Source organism: Fodinibius sp. (assembly GCF_034521915.1).
Classification (GTDB): Bacteria; Bacteroidota; Rhodothermia; order Balneolales; family Balneolaceae; genus Fodinibius.
The window spans coordinates 73,128-97,380 of sequence record NZ_JAXHLU010000011.1; the positions used below are offsets into that span (position 1 = coordinate 73,128).

Annotated in this window: 22 protein-coding genes and 1 tRNA gene; 4 read left to right on the forward strand and 19 right to left on the reverse strand. The window is 41.5% G+C overall.

The window, feature by feature from the left end; genetic code table 11:
• Positions 1 to 20: 20 nt before the first annotated feature.
• Complete coding sequence (locus tag U5J89_RS07760; protein ID WP_322575040.1) at positions 21 to 1,643, reverse strand: Ig-like domain-containing protein; 1,623 nt, start codon at positions 1,641 to 1,643, stop codon at positions 21 to 23.
• A 254-nt stretch (positions 1,644 to 1,897) separates the two neighbouring features.
• Between U5J89_RS07760 and U5J89_RS07765 the strand changes: the two genes are divergently transcribed.
• Genes U5J89_RS07765 through U5J89_RS07775 form a run of 3 tightly spaced genes read left to right on the forward strand, consistent with a single transcriptional unit; the run spans position 1,898 to position 5,077 of the window.
• Complete coding sequence (locus U5J89_RS07765) at positions 1,898 to 3,334, forward strand: nicotinate phosphoribosyltransferase (protein WP_322575041.1); 1,437 nt, start codon at positions 1,898 to 1,900, stop codon at positions 3,332 to 3,334.
• A gap of 10 nt (positions 3,335 to 3,344) precedes the next feature.
• Positions 3,345 to 3,959 (forward strand): bifunctional nicotinamidase/pyrazinamidase, encoded by a 615-nt coding sequence (gene pncA, locus U5J89_RS07770; protein ID WP_322575042.1) that lies wholly within the window; start codon positions 3,345 to 3,347, stop codon positions 3,957 to 3,959.
• 11 nt (positions 3,960 to 3,970) lie between these two features.
• Positions 3,971 to 5,077, forward strand: a complete 1,107-nt coding sequence (locus U5J89_RS07775; RefSeq protein WP_322575043.1) for an FAD-dependent oxidoreductase — start codon at positions 3,971 to 3,973, stop codon at positions 5,075 to 5,077.
• Between the two features lie 3 nt (positions 5,078 to 5,080).
• On the opposite strand, the gene U5J89_RS07780 is transcribed toward U5J89_RS07775, so the two are convergent.
• The 10 genes from U5J89_RS07780 to U5J89_RS07825 form a co-directional block, all read right to left on the reverse strand.
• Entirely contained in the window at positions 5,081 to 6,571 is a 1,491-nt protein-coding gene (locus U5J89_RS07780; protein ID WP_322575044.1) for a DUF5723 family protein, read from the reverse strand.
• A 19-nt stretch (positions 6,572 to 6,590) separates the two neighbouring features.
• Positions 6,591 to 7,070, reverse strand: a complete 480-nt coding sequence (locus U5J89_RS07785) for a hypothetical protein (RefSeq protein WP_322575045.1) — start codon at positions 7,068 to 7,070, stop codon at positions 6,591 to 6,593.
• A gap of 565 nt (positions 7,071 to 7,635) precedes the next feature.
• A complete protein-coding gene (locus U5J89_RS07790) occupies positions 7,636 to 8,325 on the reverse strand; it encodes a hypothetical protein (protein WP_322575046.1) in 690 nt (229 codons plus the stop codon).
• A 266-nt stretch (positions 8,326 to 8,591) separates the two neighbouring features.
• Positions 8,592 to 8,679 (reverse strand) — tRNA-Ser (locus U5J89_RS07795).
• Between the two features lie 45 nt (positions 8,680 to 8,724).
• Complete coding sequence (locus U5J89_RS07800; protein ID WP_322575047.1) at positions 8,725 to 9,408, reverse strand: hypothetical protein; 684 nt, start codon at positions 9,406 to 9,408, stop codon at positions 8,725 to 8,727.
• Between the two features lie 149 nt (positions 9,409 to 9,557).
• Positions 9,558 to 10,487, reverse strand: a complete 930-nt coding sequence (gene murQ / locus U5J89_RS07805) for an N-acetylmuramic acid 6-phosphate etherase (protein WP_322575048.1) — start codon at positions 10,485 to 10,487, stop codon at positions 9,558 to 9,560.
• A 120-nt stretch (positions 10,488 to 10,607) separates the two neighbouring features.
• Positions 10,608 to 10,961 (reverse strand): DUF4260 domain-containing protein, encoded by a 354-nt coding sequence (locus U5J89_RS07810; RefSeq protein WP_322575049.1) that lies wholly within the window; start codon positions 10,959 to 10,961, stop codon positions 10,608 to 10,610.
• Positions 10,961 to 12,472, reverse strand: a complete 1,512-nt coding sequence (gene accC, locus U5J89_RS07815; protein WP_322575050.1) for an acetyl-CoA carboxylase biotin carboxylase subunit — start codon at positions 12,470 to 12,472, stop codon at positions 10,961 to 10,963. The genes U5J89_RS07810 and accC overlap by 1 nt, the downstream gene beginning before the upstream one ends.
• A 9-nt stretch (positions 12,473 to 12,481) precedes the next feature.
• A complete protein-coding gene (locus U5J89_RS07820; protein WP_322575051.1) occupies positions 12,482 to 13,192 on the reverse strand; it encodes an alpha/beta hydrolase-fold protein in 711 nt (236 codons plus the stop codon).
• A 99-nt stretch (positions 13,193 to 13,291) separates the two neighbouring features.
• Positions 13,292 to 14,269, reverse strand: coding sequence for a phytoene/squalene synthase family protein (locus U5J89_RS07825; protein ID WP_322575052.1), 978 nt, complete (start codon positions 14,267 to 14,269; stop codon positions 13,292 to 13,294).
• A 172-nt stretch (positions 14,270 to 14,441) separates the two neighbouring features.
• On the opposite strand from U5J89_RS07825, the gene U5J89_RS07830 reads away from it, so the two are divergent.
• A complete protein-coding gene (locus U5J89_RS07830) occupies positions 14,442 to 15,410 on the forward strand; it encodes a phosphoribosylaminoimidazolesuccinocarboxamide synthase (protein ID WP_322575053.1) in 969 nt (322 codons plus the stop codon).
• A 104-nt stretch (positions 15,411 to 15,514) separates the two neighbouring features.
• On the opposite strand, the gene U5J89_RS07835 is transcribed toward U5J89_RS07830, so the two are convergent.
• The 8 genes from U5J89_RS07835 to U5J89_RS07870 all read right to left on the reverse strand — a co-directional run bounded on the left by U5J89_RS07835 (position 15,515) and on the right by U5J89_RS07870 (position 24,229).
• On the reverse strand, positions 15,515 to 15,727 hold the full coding sequence (locus tag U5J89_RS07835) for a hypothetical protein (protein ID WP_322575054.1): 213 nt from the start codon (positions 15,725 to 15,727) through the stop codon (positions 15,515 to 15,517).
• A gap of 62 nt (positions 15,728 to 15,789) precedes the next feature.
• The gene (locus tag U5J89_RS07840; protein ID WP_322575055.1) at positions 15,790 to 16,404 is read right to left on the reverse strand and encodes a sigma-70 family RNA polymerase sigma factor; all 615 of its coding nucleotides are present in this window, start codon (positions 16,402 to 16,404) and stop codon (positions 15,790 to 15,792) included.
• 74 nt (positions 16,405 to 16,478) lie between these two features.
• The gene (holA, locus tag U5J89_RS07845; RefSeq protein ID WP_322575056.1) at positions 16,479 to 17,537 is read right to left on the reverse strand and encodes a DNA polymerase III subunit delta; all 1,059 of its coding nucleotides are present in this window, start codon (positions 17,535 to 17,537) and stop codon (positions 16,479 to 16,481) included.
• A 67-nt stretch (positions 17,538 to 17,604) separates the two neighbouring features.
• On the reverse strand, positions 17,605 to 19,101 hold the full coding sequence (locus tag U5J89_RS07850; protein WP_322575057.1) for an asparagine--tRNA ligase: 1,497 nt from the start codon (positions 19,099 to 19,101) through the stop codon (positions 17,605 to 17,607).
• Between the two features lie 87 nt (positions 19,102 to 19,188).
• Complete coding sequence (locus U5J89_RS07855) at positions 19,189 to 20,448, reverse strand: pitrilysin family protein (protein WP_322575058.1); 1,260 nt, start codon at positions 20,446 to 20,448, stop codon at positions 19,189 to 19,191.
• Positions 20,449 to 20,654: 206 nt separating this feature from the next.
• Positions 20,655 to 22,775: a polyribonucleotide nucleotidyltransferase gene (gene pnp / locus U5J89_RS07860; protein WP_322575059.1), complete on the reverse strand. Its 2,121-nt coding sequence runs from the start codon at positions 22,773 to 22,775 to the stop codon at positions 20,655 to 20,657.
• A 152-nt stretch (positions 22,776 to 22,927) separates the two neighbouring features.
• Positions 22,928 to 23,197 (reverse strand): 30S ribosomal protein S15, encoded by a 270-nt coding sequence (rpsO, locus tag U5J89_RS07865; protein WP_322575060.1) that lies wholly within the window; start codon positions 23,195 to 23,197, stop codon positions 22,928 to 22,930.
• 96 nt (positions 23,198 to 23,293) lie between these two features.
• Positions 23,294 to 24,229: a bifunctional riboflavin kinase/FAD synthetase gene (locus U5J89_RS07870; protein ID WP_322575061.1), complete on the reverse strand. Its 936-nt coding sequence runs from the start codon at positions 24,227 to 24,229 to the stop codon at positions 23,294 to 23,296.
• Positions 24,230 to 24,253 lie beyond the last annotated feature (24 nt).

Sequence of the window (24,253 nt, forward strand, 5' to 3'; positions counted from 1 at the left end):
GGGAGACTACAAATTCTTATCTAATTGGGGAATTCGATAGTAAGATCACCGGTTAGTCCTTTTTCTACCGGCACTTGCTTTCTTATATAGTAAGGTTCGGGCTTTATATATGGATCTATTTGTCCATAATCCCAGCGGCCGTTATTATTTTCATCATGATAAACCGTCAGCTTATAACTGAGTGGTGGTAAATTATCGATTTCTATCTGATCTGTAAACAAGGTATCCCTTTCAAAACCAGATTCCTTATTTTCAATACGCAATCGTAGGTTATTCAGGGTAGAATCTTCCATCATGATGTTCAACGATCCCATTTGGGAAGAGTGCCAGATTTTCGGATCAAATTTACGATAATCCTCCACCTTTGGATCCCAAACTCGTACCTCATACGATACCCCATCTTTCCATTGCTCGTTGGGTCTAATCCGTAATATATTTTGTTCTGTATCAACATTTGGCCACGAATCGATAAGAGAATCTGCTTCTACAATCTTTAGCGAATCTGTAATTGCGGGGTCATCGATGGGCTTGGCATAGGTAATTTCAAATGGCTCGTCAGGATAATATCCCGACACGGTATTTCTTTTTATGATTCGTTGTTGCGTTGTGTCTTCTTGTGCTGATCCGGTAAATGAATCCGTATAATCTGCAACCGGATTTTCAGATCCATCAAAAATACCAGTGGTGCTAAGGTTGTAACTCGTTTCGGGAGCCAACGAATCCCTACTGTGAGCAAACAAGATGTAGGGTTCATTCGGCGGAATATACAGCGGCCAAGCCGTACTGTACTCATTTCCCAGCGTATCCGTTATAACAATATTGGCACTATCAGACAATACAATATCTTCACTAAACCGCATTCGCAGACGGTTTGATGAAAACAATCCTACCCCTTGCAAGGTCGGTTGGGTTGTATCTACAGAGGTTGAAAATAACGTTCCCAGTGTATCTTTACCTCCTTTCTTCAACGTTACAAACTCTTTTTTGAAAGGCTGAGCTCTTTCCTGTTGGGGATCCCAAACTTTATTTCTGTTGCGATCATCGACCCAAAAAAGTTTAAACTTTCCCTGTGGAAGATAAGAGAATTGGAATTGTCCCGATGTATCAGTAGAAGCTATATAATCGGCTTTTTTTGTTAAATCATAAGGTTCTCGATAGAGCAAAACGCGCTTACCTTCTGATCCTTCTCCCGTGGCTGCATCAATAACTTTTCCGATAATCTCCCCCTCGTCAATTTCAGAACCAGTAGAAACGGCAATCTTTTTAGGAGAGGACATCCCGTTATTATTCGTATCCTTCAAATCAGTTCCCACAGTTAAAATTAGGGTTGTTGAGTCAGGGATTTGACGATCAAATGCTACTTCCGCAGATTTTCGTCCCCAGTCAATACTATATGAAATGCCGATATCAGGTTCGAGAACGATAGCCTGATTGAGAGACGATCGCTCCACAAATTCGGAAAAATGAAGCGTAACACTTTGTCCACTAAAATTAGTAGTGCCGGTTTTAGGCTGGGTACGGATAATCTCTGGACCCTGTTCATCAGCAGGACCCCCTGTTGGCGATGTAGGAGTAGCGCAACTTGTCAGCACTAGTCCCACTAAAATCAATATGGCGATAAGCCAAACGCTGTTATAATTCACAAATATCAGTACTTACAGTTAGTAAAATTTTGGTGCAAAGATACAAATTATAGACACCTTTACAGATATAAAAACTCGCTTCCACCCAAAATCAGAACTTACGTAATTTAGACAAAAATATTTACGCAATACTTTCACAAAATAAGAGATTTACAATTGTACTCTTTCTAACCTATTAGTCAGCAAAATAGTTACAGCTTCTATATTGTATTGGTTATCTTCCCTTGGTTTTAATTTATAACAGCAAATATATTATGAGTTTAGTCCAATCCGACCAATCAACATTACTTGAGCGCCCTGCATTATATACTGATTATTATGAGCTCACAATGGCTCAGGGGTATTTTTTGGCAGGACGACAAGATGATGAAGCCACCTTCGATTACTTCTTTCGCGACCTACCCTTTGATGGAGGATATGTTATTTTTGCCGGTCTTGGAGATCTTCTCAAAATCTTGAAAGATTTTCGTTTCTACGAGGATGAAATTGCATATCTGGCCAAACAGGGATTTCAAAAAGAGTTTCTCAATTACTTACGTAATTTCGAATTTTCAGCCGATATTTTTGCTGCGAAAGAAGGAGAAATCGTTTTTCCCCGTGAGCCAATTGTCCGTGTTGAGGGAAATATTATTGAAGCTCAAATTTTGGAGACCTTACTGTTAAATATTCTGAACTTCGAGTCTCTAATTGCCACAAAAGCGTCGCGGATGAAATATGCTGCAGGTGATCGGAAAGTACTCGATTTCGGGTTGCGGCGTGCTCAGGGATATGGCGGTATTCAAGCGAGCAAGGCGGCCTACATTGGTGGCGTTGAGGCTACCTCAAACGTATACAGCTCTTTTCAAGATGATATTCCTGCCAGTGGTACCATGGCTCACTCTTGGATACAATCGTTTGACGATGAACTTACCGCTTTTCGGAAATATGCCGAATACTATCCGGATAATTGTATTCTACTGGTCGATACCTATGATACTCTTAACAGTGGAGTACCCAATGCGATAAAAGTGGCTAAAGAGCTAGAGAAAGAGGGATATAAACTAAAAGGTATCCGATTAGATAGTGGCGACTTGGCTTATTTCTCCCGCCAGTCACGCAAACAGCTTGATGAAGCCGGATTGGAATACGTTAAAATTGCAGCATCCAACCAACTTGACGAGCGACTTATAAAAAGTTTATTAAGTCAGGATGCTCCTATTGATCTCTTTGGCGTTGGCACTCGTCTTGTTACGGGACAGGATAGTCCCGCCTTGGACGGTGTTTATAAACTGGCATCCGTCAATAATGAACCAAAGCTGAAAATCTCTGAAAATATTGAGAAAATTACGCTACCCGGTCGCAAGAAAGTGATACGGTACAGCGGCGATGATGGTACTTTTTATGGTGATGGCATTGTTCTTAATCAAGAGGAAAACGTTGAAACAATTTATCACCCCCACTATCCTGCCAAGCATGCTACGGTAACCACCTTTAACAAAGAAGATTTATTACATAATGTGATGCGTGATGGGAAGCCGACTATCGATATCCCTACCCCCAAAGAAAGTGCTTCATATGCTAGACAGAGGCTAACTAAATTAATTCCCGAACATAAACGTTTTGACAATCCACATATTTATAAAGTGGGTATTAGCAAAAAGTTGATGAATTTACGTGATGATCTAACAAAACAAATGAAGAATAAAAGTTAACGATAGTATTATGAAAGCTCTTTTAATTGTTGATGTTCAGAACGACTTTTGTCCGGGTGGAGCGCTTGAAGTTCCAAACGGTGATCAAATTATTCCAACTATTAACAAACTTTCTGCACAATTTGATGTCGTCATACAAACACAGGACTGGCATCCAGAGGGTCACTCCTCCTTTGCCTCATCTCACCAAGGAAAAGAACCATTTGAAACTATTGAAATGCCTTACGGGGAACAGGTCCTCTGGCCCGATCACTGCGTGCAGGGTAGCCAGGGAGCTGATTTTCACGCTGATCTTGAAACCACTCGTTCTCAATTAATCATTCGTAAAGGATTTAGAAAAGATATCGATTCTTACTCGGCATTCTACGAGAATGATGACAGTACCACAACCGGCCTCACCGGTTACCTGAGAGAACGTAATATTGATACGCTCTATGCCGTGGGATTAGCAACCGACTTTTGCGTTAAATGGTCAGTCGTTGATGGCATCAAAGAAGGCTTCAATGTTTTTGTAGTCGAGGATGCCGTTAAGGGAATTGATATTGAAGGATCTGTAGATCAGGCTTGGGAAGAGATGTTAGAAAAAGGAGCTCAAAAAGTCTCATCAGCAGACCTTTTATCTTAGTTTCTTGATTCATGAATCGACATATTGATTTTTGCATCCTGGGTGGTGGTATTGCAGGCCTATCTATAGCAGATGCCTTATCTGAACGCGATATTGAATGTTTAGTCGTTGAAAAGAATGACATTGGATCTGGCGCATCAGGTACCCCCGGTGGATTGGTTAATCCCGCTACGGGCAGACGCGCAAAAAAATCGTGGAAAGCCGAACAAGGTTATGTAGCTATCGCAGAGAACCTGGAAAAAGTACAATTCTACTCTAACCAATCTTTTTATAAAAAAAACGGTCTCTTGCGCCCTGCCCTCTATGAAAAAATGGCGCGCAAGATGAAAGATCAGTACGAAAACACATCCTGGCCTGATGGCTGGTGTGAATGGAAAACCAAGGATCAAATTCAAGAGATCCATCCGGGCATTACCTGCGTGGATGGTGGGTTATGGTTACCTGTTGGTTTAACCGTAGATGTAGGAAGCTACATGGTAGCATATGCCAAATACTTGGAAGAAGCTGGTATAGAAATAATCACGAACAATGATCCCAAAGAAATTCATCAACAAACTACAGATAAGTGGAAAATTGTCATCGAAGGTGAAATAATTATAGCCAAGCACCTGATTTATGCCACGGGACACTTCACCAAAGAAACCAAGTACTGGGATTGGCTGCCTATAAACCTCATTAAAGGACAGGTAGCAAAATTTAAGAAAGAAAATGATTCCCTTTCTTTCTCTCACTCGATTTCAAGCCTTGGATATATTGCTCGACTTGATGAAGAAGATACATTCATTCAGGGAAGCACCTACGAACATGACTTTCTGGATGTAAAACCTGATGATGAAGGTGAATCCTATCTTAGAAAACGCCTGAGACGAACGCTACCACTACTTGAAGACCAATCTACAGTTGTTGATCAATGGGCCGGCGTTCGCACCTCTACCCCCAACTACAAACCAATATTGGGGGAACATCCGGAGTATAAAAATCTACATGTATTTACCGGATTAGGTTCCAAGGGATTACTTTACGGAAAATTTTTAGCCAACCACTACGTCACCCATCTTACTGAACAAGTTCCATTGTATCCAAAAGTTACACTCTCCCGTTTTGATTACAATCCTTAGGTGTTAGAAGCGTATCACCAGACCGCTCCAAGCACCTCCCATACCCGATCCCCTGTTTTCAGAATTTGGCACCGTTAAACCGGCGACGGTAAATTCGAAATTGCGAAGCTCTATTCCCGTACCAAAGGTAATACTCGAAGAAGTTAATCCCCCCGTTCTGTATCCTACTCGAAGCGGGACAATATTAAACAATTTGTATTCAGCTCCCAATCCTAAAGCTAAACGAGGACTATTCATACCTGTTTCGTACAACCCTTTCTGCAAATCAAAAGCAAAACCAAGTTTTCCGGCTTGTAACTGAGCTCCAAAATTGAGCTTTGTAGGTAGCTTTTCAGTAATTTCTTTATCATCAGATGGCTCATAATTCTGATAGATCTCTTGTCGCACACTATCAGCGAAATTGTCAGACAACCCATTTTCGATGTCAATGCCCTCCCAGGTAAACGTTTCATCAGCTGAAAATTGACCGGCATTACTGTCGTAAGTAATACTTCCGATATCTGTTATTGAAAGACCGACCCGCAACTTTTTCTCCCCTTCAATCCAAGAAAAAGCCTCTTTTAAGGGTCCGGCCAAATCCATTTCTACAGTTCCGCCCATATCAAGCCCAAAACCTGAACCCTGTGCTTCTGTAAAACTTGCTCCATCCGGATCAACAAAATCACTGAGTTCTCCATCAAAGTTAGGATCTTGCCGGGCTTGGTAGTAATCCTCAAATTGATTGGTCAGCTCTCCAACGGAGGTAAATGTATAGGCAAAATCGTGAATTACTTCATTATCCGTGACTTGCAATGTAGAATTAAAATCAATGCTCGATGTATAATGGGCTATAAGAAATTTCGGGGCAACACCTGCAAATACTTTTATATTCTCACCAAACCCCAAAAGCGTCGGAATTTCCAACAGCCGATAAGAAAAGCCGGCTGAAATTTCACTAAATGCTATTCCTTTACTGCTAAAATTAACGGGTTCCGGCTCAGAAAAACGTTCCTGCCTTATACCTGTAAGCAGTACTTCAGAAAATCCTCTATTTGTAGATCCGGATAAAAGTGCTCGGTTTCTAAAGGCAAGGCTAAAAGCCATTTTTTCTCCCCGCCATGCTCCCGCAAGCGGTATCACATCAACCTCCATACCCATTGCCCGACTATTTCCCATTGCTGTACCAAACCATTCATCAAGTGCTCCTGGACCTACTACGTCACCGCTGGTAAAGTGCCGGTTATACACCGAAATGTTCATCAATGGTCCCCCGGCCATGGCCGAAAGACCTCCCAACAAGCCAATAGAAGTTGAAGGTTTGGTATCTGCATTGAGCATAAGGTTCGCGGGATTAACAAAGTTTGCATGATACGTATCAAGATATGCGGTGCCGGATCCCCCCAACCCTAAGCTTTGCGCCGAGTAATGACCCGATTGCGCCTGAGCTGCCGATCCGCAACCAATAATTAATCCTGCCACTATCAAAAATGAAGCTAATTGCTTTAAAAAATTCATAACCTAATCCTTTATCCCTTTAGTTAATTGTTGAGGTTATTCCAGCTCTCACTTTCACATTAAAGGTAACAGCGTCGTCCTCTCTTAAACTCACGGACTGCTGTTGTGGCGTATTAATTGTGATTTCCATTACCACAGCTCTGGTGCGGTGTAATTCACTCATCTCATTCTCAGAGAAGCTAATCTCATATTCGCTTTGTGCGGCATCGGAAGCAAAACCATCCTCATTAGTCGAAGCTCCATTTATGACGATATCACTTTTATTGGTAATTTCATTTCCATCTCCATCAAGCATGATCACATTTAAACTCAATTCAAGCGGCAGTCCATTTGTATAGTTGATAGTCATCGTTGCCTCGGAAAGCTTGCGATCTTCATTCTCCTCGGGAATATCACTAAAGTTGGCATCTACGGTATCTTGATACGTGGCGTTTTCAGCCGAAAAATTAAAGGGCAGCTCTACATTTAACGACTGATCAAAAATAACCGGATTTACCACATGTCACCGGTTTCTTCCTGATTCATTAACCTCACGCTACTCCGACAAATCGAATATTGGTAGGCAGGTTACTAAAGAAAGCGGGGCTGTTCGAATTGTCCGCGTTAAATTCATTGGCTCCGTCCTCTCCCTCATCCGGACTTGGATTATCCACAACATTGAGCGGAAACTTAATTACCTGCTCTTTATCAGCGGGAGCTCCGTTAACCGTAAGTGCATCCGGAATTTCTGAATCTGTTACCTGATACTGCGAATTTTCATCCCCATATAAATAAACGGGGTCCCCATTCGATTTGGTCCCAACAATAACAGCATAAACCGTAGTATTTACTCCCAGATTTGAATTATAAAGCGTGCGTAAAATAGGATTGGTAAAAGTAATATCGGAAATGCGATTAGAAATATCACTTATACCATCGATATCTGTAACTTCCGCTTCGTTATCGTTAAATACATCCAGTTCACCTTCGCCGGTGACATCTTCATTAAGCAGTACATTTTTAGGAACGATATACCCCTCAGCTCTAGCGATTTGGACGTTACCAATATCTATTTAAACACCTACTCATCGGTTTCGAAATCGTACGAGTTTCTGACCCCCTTGCGACGAGGAACTTTTCGTTGTTACCGTTATGTCAAAATCAATCTCATTATCTTCTCCCGCATAAATACGATGCTCTGCTAAATCATAAGAGTTGGAAATGCTTTCATTTGCTGAAATATCATTAAGAGTAATAATTAAAGGAGATCCATTGGGATCTTGAATCTCAGGAAAAGATATTTCCAGATCGATAGCAACATCAGTACCGTTCGTAACATTTATTGCTAACTCTCCCCTCCCCATTTCAACAAAATGGTCTGAATCATTCCGGAATTCAAAGCTGTTATTATCAATACTGGAACTTCCACTGGCAGTGACCGTTTGGGATCCTGTGGATGGGGGAACAGCTAAATCAACAGTATCTGTCAATGCACCTACTACCGGAATGGCATCGTTCAAATCACCAAAGTTAAAACCCTGTTCTTTAACTACTCGTACCAACCCTTCTCCATCCGTATCAAATATGTCTTCAAAGTTCTCTTTCGTAGTGTCAATAAGCGCATTATTAGCACCCAGAAACTGATACGTCTTTTCCATCGTTAATGGAATCTCAAACTGATTAGTTACCTTAAAATCAGGAGATTCTGGTTGTTCGCAGGACCAACTGGAAATTACCAAGAGTAACACAAGAATATTGGGAAGCGAATTCTTCATCTTTCCTAACCGTCTTTTTAATAATATAATTTATTAAGTGTCATCTTATTCAATAGAGATATCCCAATACCTTCGCTGTGACACTGAATGATGTAGTTCAACTCAAAGAAAGTCCACTGATAAAATCAGGAATGCTAAAGACAAAGCCAATATTTTTTTGACTTTTTTCACTCTTGATTAATGCTAAGGAAAATTCCGCAAAAACGAAAAGGCTTTGTCCGGCAAGCCTTTATTAGCCTGCCCAACAAAGCCTAAACATAGTTGTGCGGAGAGGGAGGGATTCGAACCCTCGGTACGCGCTAGACGCACACACGCTTTCCAAGCGTGCGCCTTCGACCGCTCGGCCACCTCTCCAATAAAGAGTCGCAAATATAGGTTAATTTCTATCTGATTTCAACGTTAAAATCCATAGGTGAAGATTTGTCTGGAATAAGCCTTAACGGGTTTTCCATTATTCCTGGCCGGACGAAATCTCCACTGTAAAGCAGCGGTAAGTGTAGCTTCTGTAAGTCCATAGTTAATACGATCCACCTTTCTTTTTTCTCCCGACTCTTGATCATACAACACAATTTCAGTAATACTGGCTTCTTCAACCTTTCCCTCTGTGTCCACTAAAAAGTTCACCCATATTTCAGCTTTGATATCTGCTTTTTTTGCGGCATCGGGAACCGTGGGTTCAACAATATGGATGACTTGTGGAGCTACCTGTGGACTTGATACCGGTTCATCAGCATCTCCCTCACTGCCAATCATTTCAACAGAAAGGGAGTCGGAATATTCACTGACGTTTAAATCATCGAGCACAATAGGATCTTCTTCTATCACTTCATCAGTAGGTTCGGGTATGGGGACTTGTGGTTTAGGTGGAGGCGGCGGGCTGTTTTGCTGTTCAGTTCGCACAACATCCTCAAGGGCAATGGCGTCCTCCGAAAAATCAATTTGCTGACCCGATGAGGTTGATTTGCTGACAGGCCAAAGATTAAAGATAGCAATAGCAAATAATTCTATAACAGCAATAGCCGTCAAAACACGAATTCGATATCCGCTTTCATTGCCCTCGATATATTTATTAAGATCAGACAAAATTATTTACGGATATCTAAATGAATGGTAAGGGTTAAAATTCTTTGTATTAACGAATAAATAGTGGGTTATCATTCAATTAATTATTGGAATACAAGCAATTACCAAAAACGCTAATACTTGGAATTATCAGTACTGAATTAACTCAGTCACGTCCTTATGTCTTTCAGCGCCTTACGGATAAAACCATCATGCTCTTCTAATCTTTTTTTTGCTTCCTTTTTGTTCAGTCCTCCCAGTGCCATAACCAAAGCTGTTTTAACATGACCATCGGCCGAATGCAACAACTTTTCCGTCTCCTTATAATCAAGGTCCGTAAACATCATAATAATTCGCTTTGAACGCTCATGTAATTTCTGATTGGATAACTGCAGATCAACCATCACATTTTCATAGACTTTTCCTCTCCGGATATTTGCTCCCGTTGTAATCATGTTTAGCACCATTTTTTGAGCAGTAGCACTTTTCATGCGGGTGCTTCCCATAATTACTTCAGGTCCTACAGGAATATCAATCAACACATCCACTTCAAGTGTAATCTGAGAGCCCGGAACAGTCGTTACAAAAATTGTATGACAGCCCTTTTCACGAGCTGCTTTGAGCGCACCATGCACATAAGGCGTACGTCCGCTTGCAGCCAATCCACAAACAATATCAGAAGATGATAAATCAATATCTGCCAAAGCCTCCCGACCATTTTTCTCATAATCTTCGGCCCCCTCCTGGGCCTCAAAAACAGCATCCTTGCCTCCTGCTATCAATCCTACAACCTGCTCCGGATCAGAACCAAAAGTAGGTGGACATTCGGCTGCATCAAGTATTCCCAATCTTCCGCTGGTACCGGCTCCTGCATAGATCAAGCGTCCCCCCTCATCAAATGCTTGCTTCACTAAATCAATAGCCTGTGCTATTTGCGGAAGCTTCTTTTCAACCTCATCAGCAACTTTCTTATCCTCGGCATTAATAAGACGTGCTATTTCCAGCGAATCTGCAACATCTATTTTCTTGGTATTGGGATTTCGCTGCTCTGTATCCAATTTTTTTAACTGATCAAAAAGCTCTTGGTCTTCTTCCTTCACGCTATAATCACTGTTATTAATATGATTTCTTCGACTCGCTTAAGTTAAGCGGTTTTAGGGATAACAGAAAAAGCTATTCAAATAAGGCTTTCAACAAATACCAATATGGATAAAAATTATTTATGACTCCCCTATTTTTCCGAGATGCGTATTTTGAAAAGAATCAATATGCTTTAATCCATATCCGAAGAGGCGATCCACTGAAGAGTGTGCAAATAGTATAATCCCTGCTAATTCTAGAGCTGCAGATCCCATAAAGAATCCTATTACATAAACCAGAAGAGCTAATCCTTTATGATGAACCAAATTGTAGAGATATGCTCCTGTTTTGTTATTAATTGCATATCCGATCATGCTTACATCGGGTAACAGCAGCAAAGCCGGAAACCACCACCAAGCAAATTCAGTCTTCCAAAATAAAAAGCCGGCGAATAGAAACATCGCCAGCTCCTCAATCTTAATAAGTGATTTCATTATTTCTTCTTACTGCGGTGTTTCCACCACTTTGAGTATGCCCCATTTTGGGAATTATTTTTGAGCTTCTGCTCCTCTTCCTGTCCACTGTCTTCCATTTTGAACAGTGCTGCTGCCAGGGCTTTAACATTATCTTCATCCGCCATTACCGCATCAATTTTTTCCCTGCTAAAGTGATCGGGAACAAAATGGGTATCGTAATTCCCTGAGGTAAATGACTCGTGATTTAATACATACTTGCAAAATGGTATGGTGGTTCGACATCCCGCTATTTCGTACTCATCTAGTGCCCTAAGCATTCTTTGGATGGCATGCTCTCTGTTTTTGCCATAAGAACATAGTTTTGAAATCATGGGATCATAATTAATAGTTATCTTCTGCCCTTCCTCCACTCCGGAATCAACACGCACTCCACTACCCGAAGGAATGCGGTGTTTCGTCAACGTCCCTGTGCTTGGCAGAAAGTTATCCCTCGGATCTTCGGCATAAATTCGACATTCCACGGCATGACCTTTCATTTGGATATCATCCTGCGTCATGGGCAGTTCTTTACCTTCAGCCACTAATATCTGTAGTTCTACTAAATCCAATCCCGTAATTAACTCGGTTACCGGGTGCTCTACCTGTAGGCGCGTATTCATCTCGAGGAAATAGAAATTGCGATCGGCATCTACCAGAAACTCAATCGTTCCCGCTCCAACATAGTCTACTGCTTCGGCAGCAGCAATAGCTGCATCGGCCATTTCTGATCGCAATTCGGGTGTCATTATAGAGCACGGCGCTTCCTCAATTACTTTTTGATGGCGTCGCTGAATAGAACACTCCCGATCATATACATGGAGGGTATTTCCGTGCTCATCGGCAATAATTTGGAACTCGACATGACGGGGTTCAACCAAATACTTTTCGATATATACCCGATCATCACCAAAAGAATTACGTGCCTCGGACTTTGCCGCTTTAATACCCGATCTGAATTCGTCTTTATTGTTCACAATACGCATTCCTTTTCCACCACCACCGGCCGCGGCTTTAACCAACACTGGGTACCCGATTTCATCGGCTATTTTCTCGGCTTCCTCAACATCTTCAAGCTCTTTTTTGGTTCCGGGTGGAAAGGGTACATTGGCCTTGCTCATAAGTTCACGAGCCTCAGTCTTGTCTCCCATCAGACGAATCGCCTTAGGCTTGGGACCAATAAAAATAATTCCCTCCTCTTGGCAACGCTCAGAGAAATCACCGTTTTCACTCAAAAATCCATATCCGGGATGGATGGCATCAGCTCCGGTATCTTTGGCAGCCTGAATTATTTTATCGATTACCAAATAACTTTCTGAAGACGAAGCAGGTCCGATATGCACCGATTCGTCAGCCTGTAATACGTGTGGCGCATCGGCATCAGGCGTTGAATAGACCGCCACCGTTTTTTTACCTAACTCCTTACATGTTCGAATTACACGTAAAGCAATTTCGCCGCGATTAGCGACCAATATCTTATTAATATCTGGCATAACTATTCTTTAAATGATGTGCGTTTTTAACATTTGTGGCCACAAATCCCATTCGTCACCTCCATCAGACCAAATATCGAGGTCATGATCTAAAAATTTCATCCGCATTACGTTATCCATTCGTACGGCATCGTCAATTCGCTTATCTCCTTCATAACTTACCAACCGAAAATCGATATCCTGTACCTTATCAAGTAGAGATTTTTTATTCAGATTGGGTACAAAGTCCATAGGATTATTGTAGTAAACATCGTCATCATAATAATCATCCATAAATGGTCTGATATCATAAATACCGCTTATCCCAATCGCTTTCCCAAATACATCAGGATACTTAAGCGCAGTTGTAATCGCATGATATCCCCCAAAATCAACTCCGGCGATTATTATAAATTTTATGCTATTTTGATCCTTAATATACGGCGCAACCTCCTCAACAATATACGATTCGTACTGTTGCTGGCGAATAATACGTTGTTCGGGAGATGCATTTTTATTCAGCAGTGCCTCATCATCAATTGATGATAATACAAAGAGCTGATTGAATCCATTCTCCAACTGATACGAGATGGAATCCGTCATTCCAAACTCATCCCACTGCTTACAAGTAGCACCTCTTGTCGGAATCCCTATTACCGGAGTTCCTGACTCTCCATAAATAGCCAGCTCCATGTCTTTTCCCAAACTGGGACTCCTCCATTTCTCGATTTTAGCTTCCATTAGTCTCTATTTTGATTTGGTCGGCAATAAAATTTGAATGGAATATAACAGTTCATATTGATTAGTGTAAACGCGGATCTCACCTATTTCAAAATAGAATTAGGACTGCGCTACCTTCATCTGATAATATGCTCTGGGAAGAATGGAAAATTTTTCTGTGGCATTCAGATATGCCCGTTTATCAAATACATTGTAGTTATTCTCTTCAATTTTATCGAGAATACGACCGTAATTTTGCCGAGCCAAATACACCGGTAAGCGACTGTCACTGCTCAGCAGAGCTATACCCTTGTCAGATCTCTGATAATATCTGCGCGTTCGCTGGATCTGAAATTCTAATAAATCAATAACGTTTTCTGTCCGCTGGTGAGTGAACAGCTCTTGTTCTGAGACATTGAAACAAGCCAAATCTTCTTGCGGCAGATATATTCTATTGCGTTGCAGGTCTTCCCCAACATCCCGCAAAATATTCGTCAACTGCATGGCGATCCCCAAATCTACCGCATATCCCAAAGCATCCTGGGATTGATATCCAAACACCTGGCTGGTCATCAATCCCACTATCGATGCCACCTTAAAGGAATAATCATATAGCTCATCAAAGGTCTCGTATCTATTTTTAAACAGATCCATACAAACACCCTCCATAAGCTCAAATGGCATTTCAATAGGGATATGATACTGTCTTAATACATCGGAAAATGCAATAAGAATATCATTATCATGAGCTTTCCCATCGTACGTATCTCGAAGTTTCTGTTTCCAAGATTCCAGTTTTAGACGGATATCTTCTTCGGTAAGTTCACGCTTTTCTAATAAATCCTCGGCCTCATCCACCAGATCATCGATATATCGACACAAGCTATAAATAGCAAAGATCCCCCGCTGTTTATGATTGGGTAAAAAGCGCGTCGCCATATAAAATGTCTTGGCATGGTACCGAGTTATCGCCCGACACTCAGCATAGGCCTCTTTAAGACGTTCATCATTCAATTCTTCAATAACCGAACGATGAAAAGAAGTGCGCTGGTAAATAGGCTTCAGCAACGCGTATGGTATTCGGAAAAAATCTGTCATTAATACGTATTATTTTCACATGCATTATATTAAATGCTAAACAGGTATAAAATAGTTCCTTTAAATATTTAATGTACAATAGAATGAGAACGATCTAATAAATTCATTTCTATTCCTGGTAAGTTTTTATGATTTTCCACTGATCTCTATTATCAAAATAATTATTACTCTTGTGGATAATTCTTCTCTAAATAATGCTAAGGCTTTAAAAAACTGCATTACTCAAACCGATGTCCCAACTTATCCTGAACCCTATCGGGGAAAAGTACGTGACGTATATGACCTCGGGAATGGAAAACTCGGTATTGTAGCCAGCGATCGCATATCGGCTTTCGATCATATCATGAAACAAGCCATACCGTACAAGGGACAAATTTTAAACTCACTGGCCGCCTTTTCTTTTGAGAAAGTGAATGACCTGGTTGCCACACACGTGATTGACGTACCCCATCCCAATATAACAATCGCAAAAAAATGTGAACCTATTCCTATTGAAGTGGTTATTCGTGCTTGCCTTACGGGACACGCGGCTCGTGTTTATAAATCGGGCAAAAGAACACTATGCGGTGTAGTTTTGCCGGATGGAATGGTGGAAAATGAAAAGTTTAATGAACCAATTTTAACTCCAGCTACCAAAGCTGAAGAAGGTCACGACGAAGATATTTCTGAAGAAGAGATCTTAAAACAAGGCATTGTTGATGAAAAGATTTGGCAGGAAATCAAAGAAAAGGCCTTCAAAGTTTTTGAACGTGGACAACAGATTGCAAATGAGCAGGGACTTATCCTCGTGGATACCAAGTACGAATTCGGGTTACATAACGGAGAGGTAACCCTCATTGATGAAGTCCACACAGCCGATTCTTCGCGCTATTTTTATGCAAATGAATACGAAAAGAGACTTGAAAAAGGAAAACCACAAAAACAACTTTCTAAAGAGTTTCTTCGCGAATGGCTCATGGATCACGACTTCCAGGGAAGAGATGGACAAACACTACCGGATCTTCCTGATGAATTTCGCATTAAGGTCTATAATCGATACACGGAACTGTACGAAAAGCTGACCGGAAAATCATTTGAACCCACCCCTATTGATATGGATTCATTCAATAATGAGCTAAAGGAGATTTTTGATTGGTATTAATTGAGATCCTGAAACCCCTAAGAGTTGGGACGCGGCAAATTCAAGATGACAGGTATACTTTAGGTTCTGAATCGTTTTAAGCCGTTGAAAATGTCCTTCCGGGGCTACGCTGTTACTGAGGGTACATTAATTTTATCCGCAAAACGAGCCAAGGCTTTTTTACCTTTCATTGCTTTATCAGCAAATACTCTCTCGTCTTCGTTTTGGGACAAATATTCCTCGAAAGACTGTCGCTCAGCTTGATCCAGGTTACCATCCAAATAATCAGTTAAAAAATCAGTGAGCACACGATCACTATCAAATGCTGTAGGTTTCATAGTAAAAAGGGTAATAGATTATTGTACAAGTTCAATACCTTATCTATTACCCTCTTACTGTGCTATGCAGAAATTGTTTCAGGATAGACGTAATTTTCTAATAATTCCTGCAGTTGGGCCCGTCCGCGGTTAATACGTGACTTTACCGTACCCATGGGCAGATCCGCAATTTCAGAGATCTCTTCGTACGACAACTGCTGGATATCACGCAATATGACCACCTCACGAAAATCATCACTGAGCTCTTCTAACGCTTTTTCGAGCTGATCCATGCACATCTTTTCATGGAGTGAATCATCTGGTAAAATTCCTGAATCTTCCAACTTCATGGGACGATCCTCAGAATCATCGGGATCTTTGTGAATGGTAACCTTGGTCATACGCTTTTTCTTTTTGTACAAGCTCTTAGCCAGGTTAATAGCGATAGTATACATCCAAGTAGAAAACTTTGCAATACGTTCATAGGAGTGACGACTGCGAAATACGCGGAAGAAAGTCTCCTGCACCAGATCTTCACAATCTTGGTGATCGTGAGTATAACGATATAAGAAATTATGCAATCGATCCTGATACCGATCTACCAAAATATTAAACGCTTGCTCGTATCCGGATTGAAACTTTTCCATCAAGTCTTCATCCGACATCTTCTGAAGTTCGGCTCGTGAAACAGCTTGCATAATGACCCCTTATTTGATTGCAGTTAATAATTGCGGGGATCATCAGTCTTCCGATAATCGAAATAGTAAAAGTACTAACCAATGATCCGTTTGATCATCAGGAGAAGTATCGTAGAGGGGTCCATTTTAGTAAAACCTTTGGATGCTCGATCGGCATCAAGAAGTGCTTCAAATATTCTGGGCATATCAGCCAGTTGAAATGCTGAAGCGTCTTTCCAAAGCTTGTTGAAGTACCAATTGTTATTGATACCTAAGGTATTTTGAACTTGTTTTTTGGAATTACCCTGTCCAGCTAACCGGCGTATTTGCCAAATGTTTGAAAACACATTGTAAAAGAACCCCACGGAACGAATAATTTCTCCCGTGTTCGCTTTAGAGTGTTGCAACATCTGTTCCGCGATAAACAGGGCCTCTTCCAAGTTTCGATCAAATACGGCGTCCTTGAGCTCAAACACCGAATATTCACGATAAAGGCCGATTATTTTTTTTATTTCGCTCTCCGTAATAGTATCAGAAGTGTCCACAAAAGTGCACACTTTATCTATTTCTGTGGACAGTAACTGCAAGCTATTGCCCACATACTGCGACAGCATCTGGGCGGCCGGCGGTTCTATCTTTTTATTGTGATGCTTTTTTGCCCAACTCATAATCCAATCAGGTAGGCGGTAGTCTGGCACTTCTTCAAATTCGTAGAATCCTGAGTGTTTTTTAAAAGCCTTGCCAATTTTTGACCGACCGGAAGGCTTTTTGGAATCAATACAAACAAACAGCGTAGTGGGATTGGGCTGCTCCAAATACGGAATTAGATCATTGATCTCTCCCTGGTACCCTTCTGCTTGTACTCCATAACCGCTAAGCTCTTTAAAATCACGCAAAATGACTACGCGTTGCTCGGCCATCATGGGATAGCTGCGAATAATCGAAAGTACCTTCTCAGGTGTAACATCTCTGCCATAAAGCAGATCAAAGTTAAAATCCTTTTGATCATCGGGAATTAATCCCTCGACCACTTCCTGCAGCTTATCCAGAAAGAACTCCTCTTCCCCATAGAAAAAGTATACCGGTTTTCTGTCCTCAGATTTTAACTCCTGAAGGACTTCGGAATAGATTTCTATGCTGGTCTTTTTGGCCAATTGGTTATTAGTTATTTGTTAATGGTTATCAGGCAAAAGCCAATAACCAATAACGATTAACAAATCACTATGGAGTAAGTCGTCCCATCATACGCGGGAATGGTATGGTTTCGCGAACGTGATCCAAGCCGCACAGCCAGGCCACGGTTCGCTCTAATCCCAAGCCAAAACCAGAGTGCGGCACCGATCCATATTGACGAAGATCCATGTACCAACTAAATACATCCTCGTCTAAGTCGTGCTCATTGATGCGTTTACGAAGCGTTTCAAGATCGTCTTCGCGTTCGCTGCCGCCAATAATTTCACCATATCCCTCAGGGGCCAGCATATCACAAGCCAACGCTAATTTCTCGTCTTCGGGATCTCGCTTCATATAAAAGGCTTTAATTGCAGCGGGAAATCGATGCACTAAAATTGGGGTATCATATTTCATCGTTAGCAGCGTTTCGTCGCTGCCCCCAAAGTCTTCCCCCCATTCAAAATTGAGAGCAGACTCACGCCAGTCAGGTATGTTTCGCAAATCTTCCTCAATCTCATCCAGTCGTTTTCCGATCTCAATCACTCGCTCATCAATCTGAGCTTTGCGCCATTTCTTGGCTTGACCGCGTTCTTTTTCTATTTCTTCTCGTTCTTCTTTGAGATCCGCTGCCTCCTGCTTACGATCTTTGACCATCTGATCGAGCATAGCGGCCATATCGTCGCTCTTAAGCTCCTCAACGGCTTCGGTGTAGGATATTCGCGGAAATCCCTCTTCCACGGTCTTACGAAGCTTAGACGTATCACGCTCGAGTATCTCCAGCTCTTTGGGACGTCGATTAAGCACGCGCTCAACAACAAACTTCACAAAATCCTCGGCCAGATCCATATTCATATCCAAGTCATAAAATGCCATCTCGGGCTCGATCATCCAGAACTCGGTCAAGTGGCGACGCGTCTTACTTTTTTCAGCTCTAAATGTCGGACCAAAAGTATAAATTAATCCATGAGCCATGGCCATCGCTTCTCCATACAGCTGACCGGATTGTGTAAGATAAGCCTGATCATCAAAATATTCGGTTTCAAAAAGATTGGTCGTGCCCTCAGCAGCATTCCCAGTAAAGATTGGAGCATCCATCTGTACAAAACCCCGTTCCTGGAAAAAAGTATGAATGGCATAAATAATTTCGTTTCGCACGCGCATGGCCGCCCACTGTTTCTGACTACGGAGCCACAGGTGACGATTTTCCATCAGAAATTCAACGCCATGCTCTTTGGGTGTAATGGGATAATCTTCGGCCACCTGGTAAATATTGAGATCAGTTACCTGCAACTCATACCCACCAATGCTTCGCTCATCCTCAACTACTTTTCCAGTAATCTCAAGAGAAGTTTCCTGACGAAGCGCTTCCGTTTGCTCCCAGGTATCATCACTTACGGCATCTTGGGCCACCACGCACTGACAAATACCCGAACCGTCACGCATTTCAATAAAATAGAGACTTCCACTGCTTCGGTAGTTATAAACCCATCCTTTGAGCGTTACTTCTTCTTCAACGTGATCAGACAAATTACTGATATAAACCATGCTTCAACGAATAATTTTGTTAATACTTTTAGATCAAATATTGCCCTCGAAACTAATCATTTCTGATCAGACTCGAAACGAAAATTCCTATGCTTCAGGCAACAACAAAGCTTCAGAAAACAATTCATTATCAAAGAAATCCTGGGCAAAAGTCTGAACCTGATCGGCTTTCACAGCATCAATTTTTTCCTGAAGTTCATCGAGCGTAACAAAGCGATCAAAATACATTTCACTCTTAGCCAATCGCGACATTCGATTGCTCATACTTTCAACCGAGAGCATCAACTTCCCTTTGAGCTGGGCCTTCGCTTCAGCCAACTCTTTCTCGGGGATGGGATCCTGCTTTAATTTATCTAATTCAGCCTCAATAAGCTCCCGAACGTGATCCACATAATCCTTATCCGTACCTACATAAATGCCATATAAACCTGTATCACTGTAAGACTGGTTAAAGGAAGTGATGGTATAACAGTAGCCGTATTTCTCCCGCACATTTTGATGCAATCGAGAGCTCATTCCTCCACCCAAGACCGTATTGGCCAATAACAACCTAAATTTATCGTCGTGATCATAGTGCAAACCTCGACGCCCTGTTATCAAATGTGTTTGCTCAATTGGTTTTATAAGTTCCTTATCACTTACTTCATAATCCGGCAACGACGGATTTTGATCCACCGTTTCTTGCGGTTTAACATCACTAAAATATTGGCTGACCAGCTTCACTACTTTTTCATGATCTACATTCCCGGCCACAGATACCAATAGATTGCCAGGCTGATAACGATCATCCATATAATCGTACAGATCCTGACGCTCAAATGCCGAAACCGTATCCTCAAAACCAAGCGTTGAATTTCCCAGTGGATGTCCCTTAAACACCTGTTCACTAAACTGCTCAAACAGGTAATCATTAGGGCTATCGCGATACATTTTCATCTCCTCGATGACCACCTTCTTTTCCTTTTCAATCTCATCTTCTGGAAAAGATGGATGCAGCACCATATCCGAAAGCACATCCAGCGCCCGCTCGAGTTGTGTGTGTAAGCATCGGGAATAGTAGCAGGTATATTCGGATGACGTAAACGCATTCAAATATCCACCGACTGATTCCATACTCATAGCGATATCGAACGAAGAGCGGCTATCAGTACCCTTAAAAAGCATGTGCTCAAGAAAATGCGTGACGCCCGCCATCTCATGCGCTTCGTTACGGCTTCCGGTTTTAGCCCAAATGCCAACGGCCACACTTTTTACGCTTTCAACATGTTCGGTAACAATCTTGAGACCATTATCGAGTGTCGTTTTATTTACAAAATCAATTTCTTTCATATCCTTTGTTGTACTCATAAAATATTATCCACTTTTCAAACTAACCCGTCATCTCAAGTGTAACGAGAGTTCTTTGTATTCGTCTTTTAGCAATTTGATATAACATAGATTTCTCTCCTCGCTACGCTCGGTTCGAAATGACATACCTGATTTAAAACAAAACGCCATCCCGAACAATCGAGATGGCGCAAATGTATTTCTTTTTTTATAAAGATCTGATAAGCTTAGTTATCGTCTCCGTCCTTAGGAATCAGCGCCTTGCGAGAGAGACGAAGCTTTCCGCCATGCTCAACTTTGAGCAGCTTCACTTCGAGCTCATCCCCTACAGAAAGCACATCACTCACATTATCAACATGGGAGTGATTAATTTCTGAAACGTGGAGTAGACCATCTTTACCAGGCACGATCTCAACAAAAGCACCGTAATCTTTAATTGCTTTCACTGTACCTTGATATGTCGCCCCTTCTTCGAGATGACCAACAATACCTTGGATGCGTTTTTTCGCTTCTTCGGCATTGGAAAGCTGATCAGCGCTAATAGTAATTTTACCTTTGCCGCGCTCTTCATCTTCTTCAACCCAGATCTCTGTATTGGTTTCTTTCTGAAGCGTCTGAATAACTTTACCACCAGGTCCAATAACGGACCCGATATCATCTGCTTCGATCTCCATTTTAACAAACTGTGGAGCAAATTCAGAAATCTGATCACGTGGCTCAGAAATCGTCTCTTCCATCTTGTTAAGAATATGCATGCGTCCCTGACGAGCTTGCTCAAGAGCTTCCTCAAGCTTCTCAAAGGAAATACCGCTTACTTTCATATCCATCTGACAAGCCGTAATTCCATCGCGGCTACCGGCTGTCTTAAAGTCCATATCGCCCATGAAGTCTTCTTCACCGCGGATATCAGAAAGAACTACTTGATCATCATCACCGACAATCATTCCCATTGCAATACCGGCAACAGGTTTTTTCAGAGGAACACCCGCATCCATAAGTGCCATTGAACCTCCACATACAGAAGCCATGGAAGACGAGCCGTTGGATTCTGTTATATCTGAAATTACTCGGATTACATACCCAAATTCATCAAACGTGGGCATCAGTTGCTCAATAGCCCGTTCAGCCAAGTGCCCGTGACCAATTTCACGACGCCCGGGACCGCGCATAAATCCGGCTTCTCCCACACTGTAGTTCGGGAAGTTGTAATGAAGGAAGAACTTCTTGTCTTCTTCCGTAAGCAGGGTATCCACAGACTGCGCATCTTTTTGTGTACCCAACGTTACTGACACCAGTGCCTGCGTTTCACCACGAGTAAAGATTGCAGAACCATGTGTGCGAGCGAGATATCCAACTTGAGTCCAAATATCACGGATATCTTCCGGAGAACGACCGTCAATACGTTTCTTTTTCTCAAGAATCATATTGCGGAGCTCTTCCTTCTCAATCTTACTCAGGATATCATTAATCGTATCCTCTTCTTCAGCGTATTCTTCCGTCTCGATCAGTTCTTCAATTACACTATCTTTAATTTCCTGAAGACCTTCGCTATACTTCTCTTTGCCAAGACCGATATTTACATGCTCACGAATTCGCTCTTCAGCAAGTTCGTAAACCTTATTTTTAAGATCTTCATCAACAGGTTCAGGCTCATATTCACGCTTTTCTACTCCAAATTCATCACGAAGCTCTTCCTGAAAAGCACACAGCTTTTGGATGGCTTCATGACCAATTTTAATAGCCTCAAGCATTTCGTCTTCAGAAATCTCATCCATTTCACCTTCCATCATAGAAACACTCTCAGCAGTTCCACCAATAATCATATCGATGTCACTGTTTTCCATCTCGCTGATGGTAGGATTAACAACAAATTCTCCATCAATACGTCCAACACGAACTTCTGCGATAGGTCCCGCAAATGGAACGTCTGAAATGTGCAGGGCGGCAGATGCTCCTACAGCACCAAGTACATCTCCGTCATTTTCGCCATCGGATGAAAGTACCGAACAGATAATTTGTGTTTCGTTTGTATAGCCGTCCGGGAATAACGGTCGGAGACAACGATCAATTAGTCTACTGGATAAAATTTCTTTGTCATTTGGACGACCTTCACGCTTTATAAATCCACCAGGAAACTTACCACCCGCCGAAAAACTTTCGCGGAGGTCAACCGTCATTGGGAAAAAGGGTTTTCCAGACGGTTCCTTTGAGCTTACTGCTGTACATAATACCATGGTATCGCCCATGCGAACCACAACTGCACCATCGGCCTGTTTAGCTATACGGCCGGTTTCTATTGATAATGTTTTACCTGGTGCAAATTCTACACTTTTAAAATCTTCTTTCATCGTAATACTGTATTCTATTCAAATTTAAAATAAATGGACAAAGCTTTACATAACGATTTTAAAACTTTGTATTTGATCACTTAGGAAGGGAAATACTGCAAAAAGTGCAGTATAAAAAAAGGCACGTCATTAAAAACGTGCCTTTTAAAAAATTACTTGCGAATTCCTAAATCACTAATGAGTTCTCGATATTTTTCAATATCGCTATCTTTGAGGTAGTCGAGTAGCTTTCGTCGTTTCCCTACCAGTTTTAACAATCCTCTTCGAGAGTGATGATCTTGGGTGTTTTCCTGAATGTGCTCCGTAAGATCATTAATACGCTCAGTTAATATTGCAATCTGAGCTTCAGTAGATCCGGTATTCTCCTTTGACCCACCATATTTTTCTACAAGTTCCTCTTTTCGCTCTTTTGTTATCGCCATGTGTTAATTAAATTCTTTTTGTCTTTTCTACAACTATGTATAACGTTCTTATATTAGCAAGCAAAGATAAGCGTTCAAACCGTATTTTGCAATATTTTAATGCTCGCCAAGCAGTTGCTGTGCCTGCTTTTTATCACTTTTTAGCTGCTCAATTAATTCTTCTTTGCCGCTAAATTTTTTCTCATCTCTTATGCGATTAAAAAATCGCACTTGCACTTCTTTGCCATAAATATCGTCATCAAAATCAAACAGATGCACTTCCAACGTCTGCTTTTCTCCATCAAATGTCGGACGTGTACCAATATTCATCATACCATCAAACCAGTTACCACTAATACGAATCCTTACAGCATACACTCCATCTTTGGGAATAATCTTATTTACATGATCCGGCTTTATGTTCGCGGTAGGAAAACCAATTTCTTTCCCCCTTTTGTCACCATGCACTACTGTTCCGTTAAGACGATACGGCCGTTGTAAAAATTTCGTGGCCTGTTCAATATTTCCATCTTCACTGATTGCTTTTCTGATAGCTGTACTGCTTACTGTTTTTTCTCCTACTTCACGTTTGGATACTACATATGAATCAAAATTAAGCTCGGCACCAAGTTTTTCAATGGTTTCGATGGTCCCCTCCCTGTTGCGCCCAAAATGATGATCATAACCGATAACAAATTCACTAACACCAATTTTTTGGTGGATGATATCGCGAATAAACTCCTCAGAACTCAATAAGGAAAAGTCGCGATCGAACGGAATAACAATCATTCGATCGATGCCTAACTCTTCCAGTATTTCGCAACGTTCCTCTAAAGTGGTCAATAGTTTGATACCATCGTCACCGGGATTTATAATATTTCTTGGATGGGGATCAAAGGTAACTAAAACGCTTCGGGCTTTCTTCTCCTCAGCCTTGGCTACAACAGTATCTATAATAGCCCGGTGGCCGGCATGAACTCCGTCAAATGTTCCTACTGTTAAAACAGTATTGTCTTCCCGCTTAACGTTATCTAAAAAAACAAGTTCAGACATTGGTATTTAAAATTTGATGTCCTG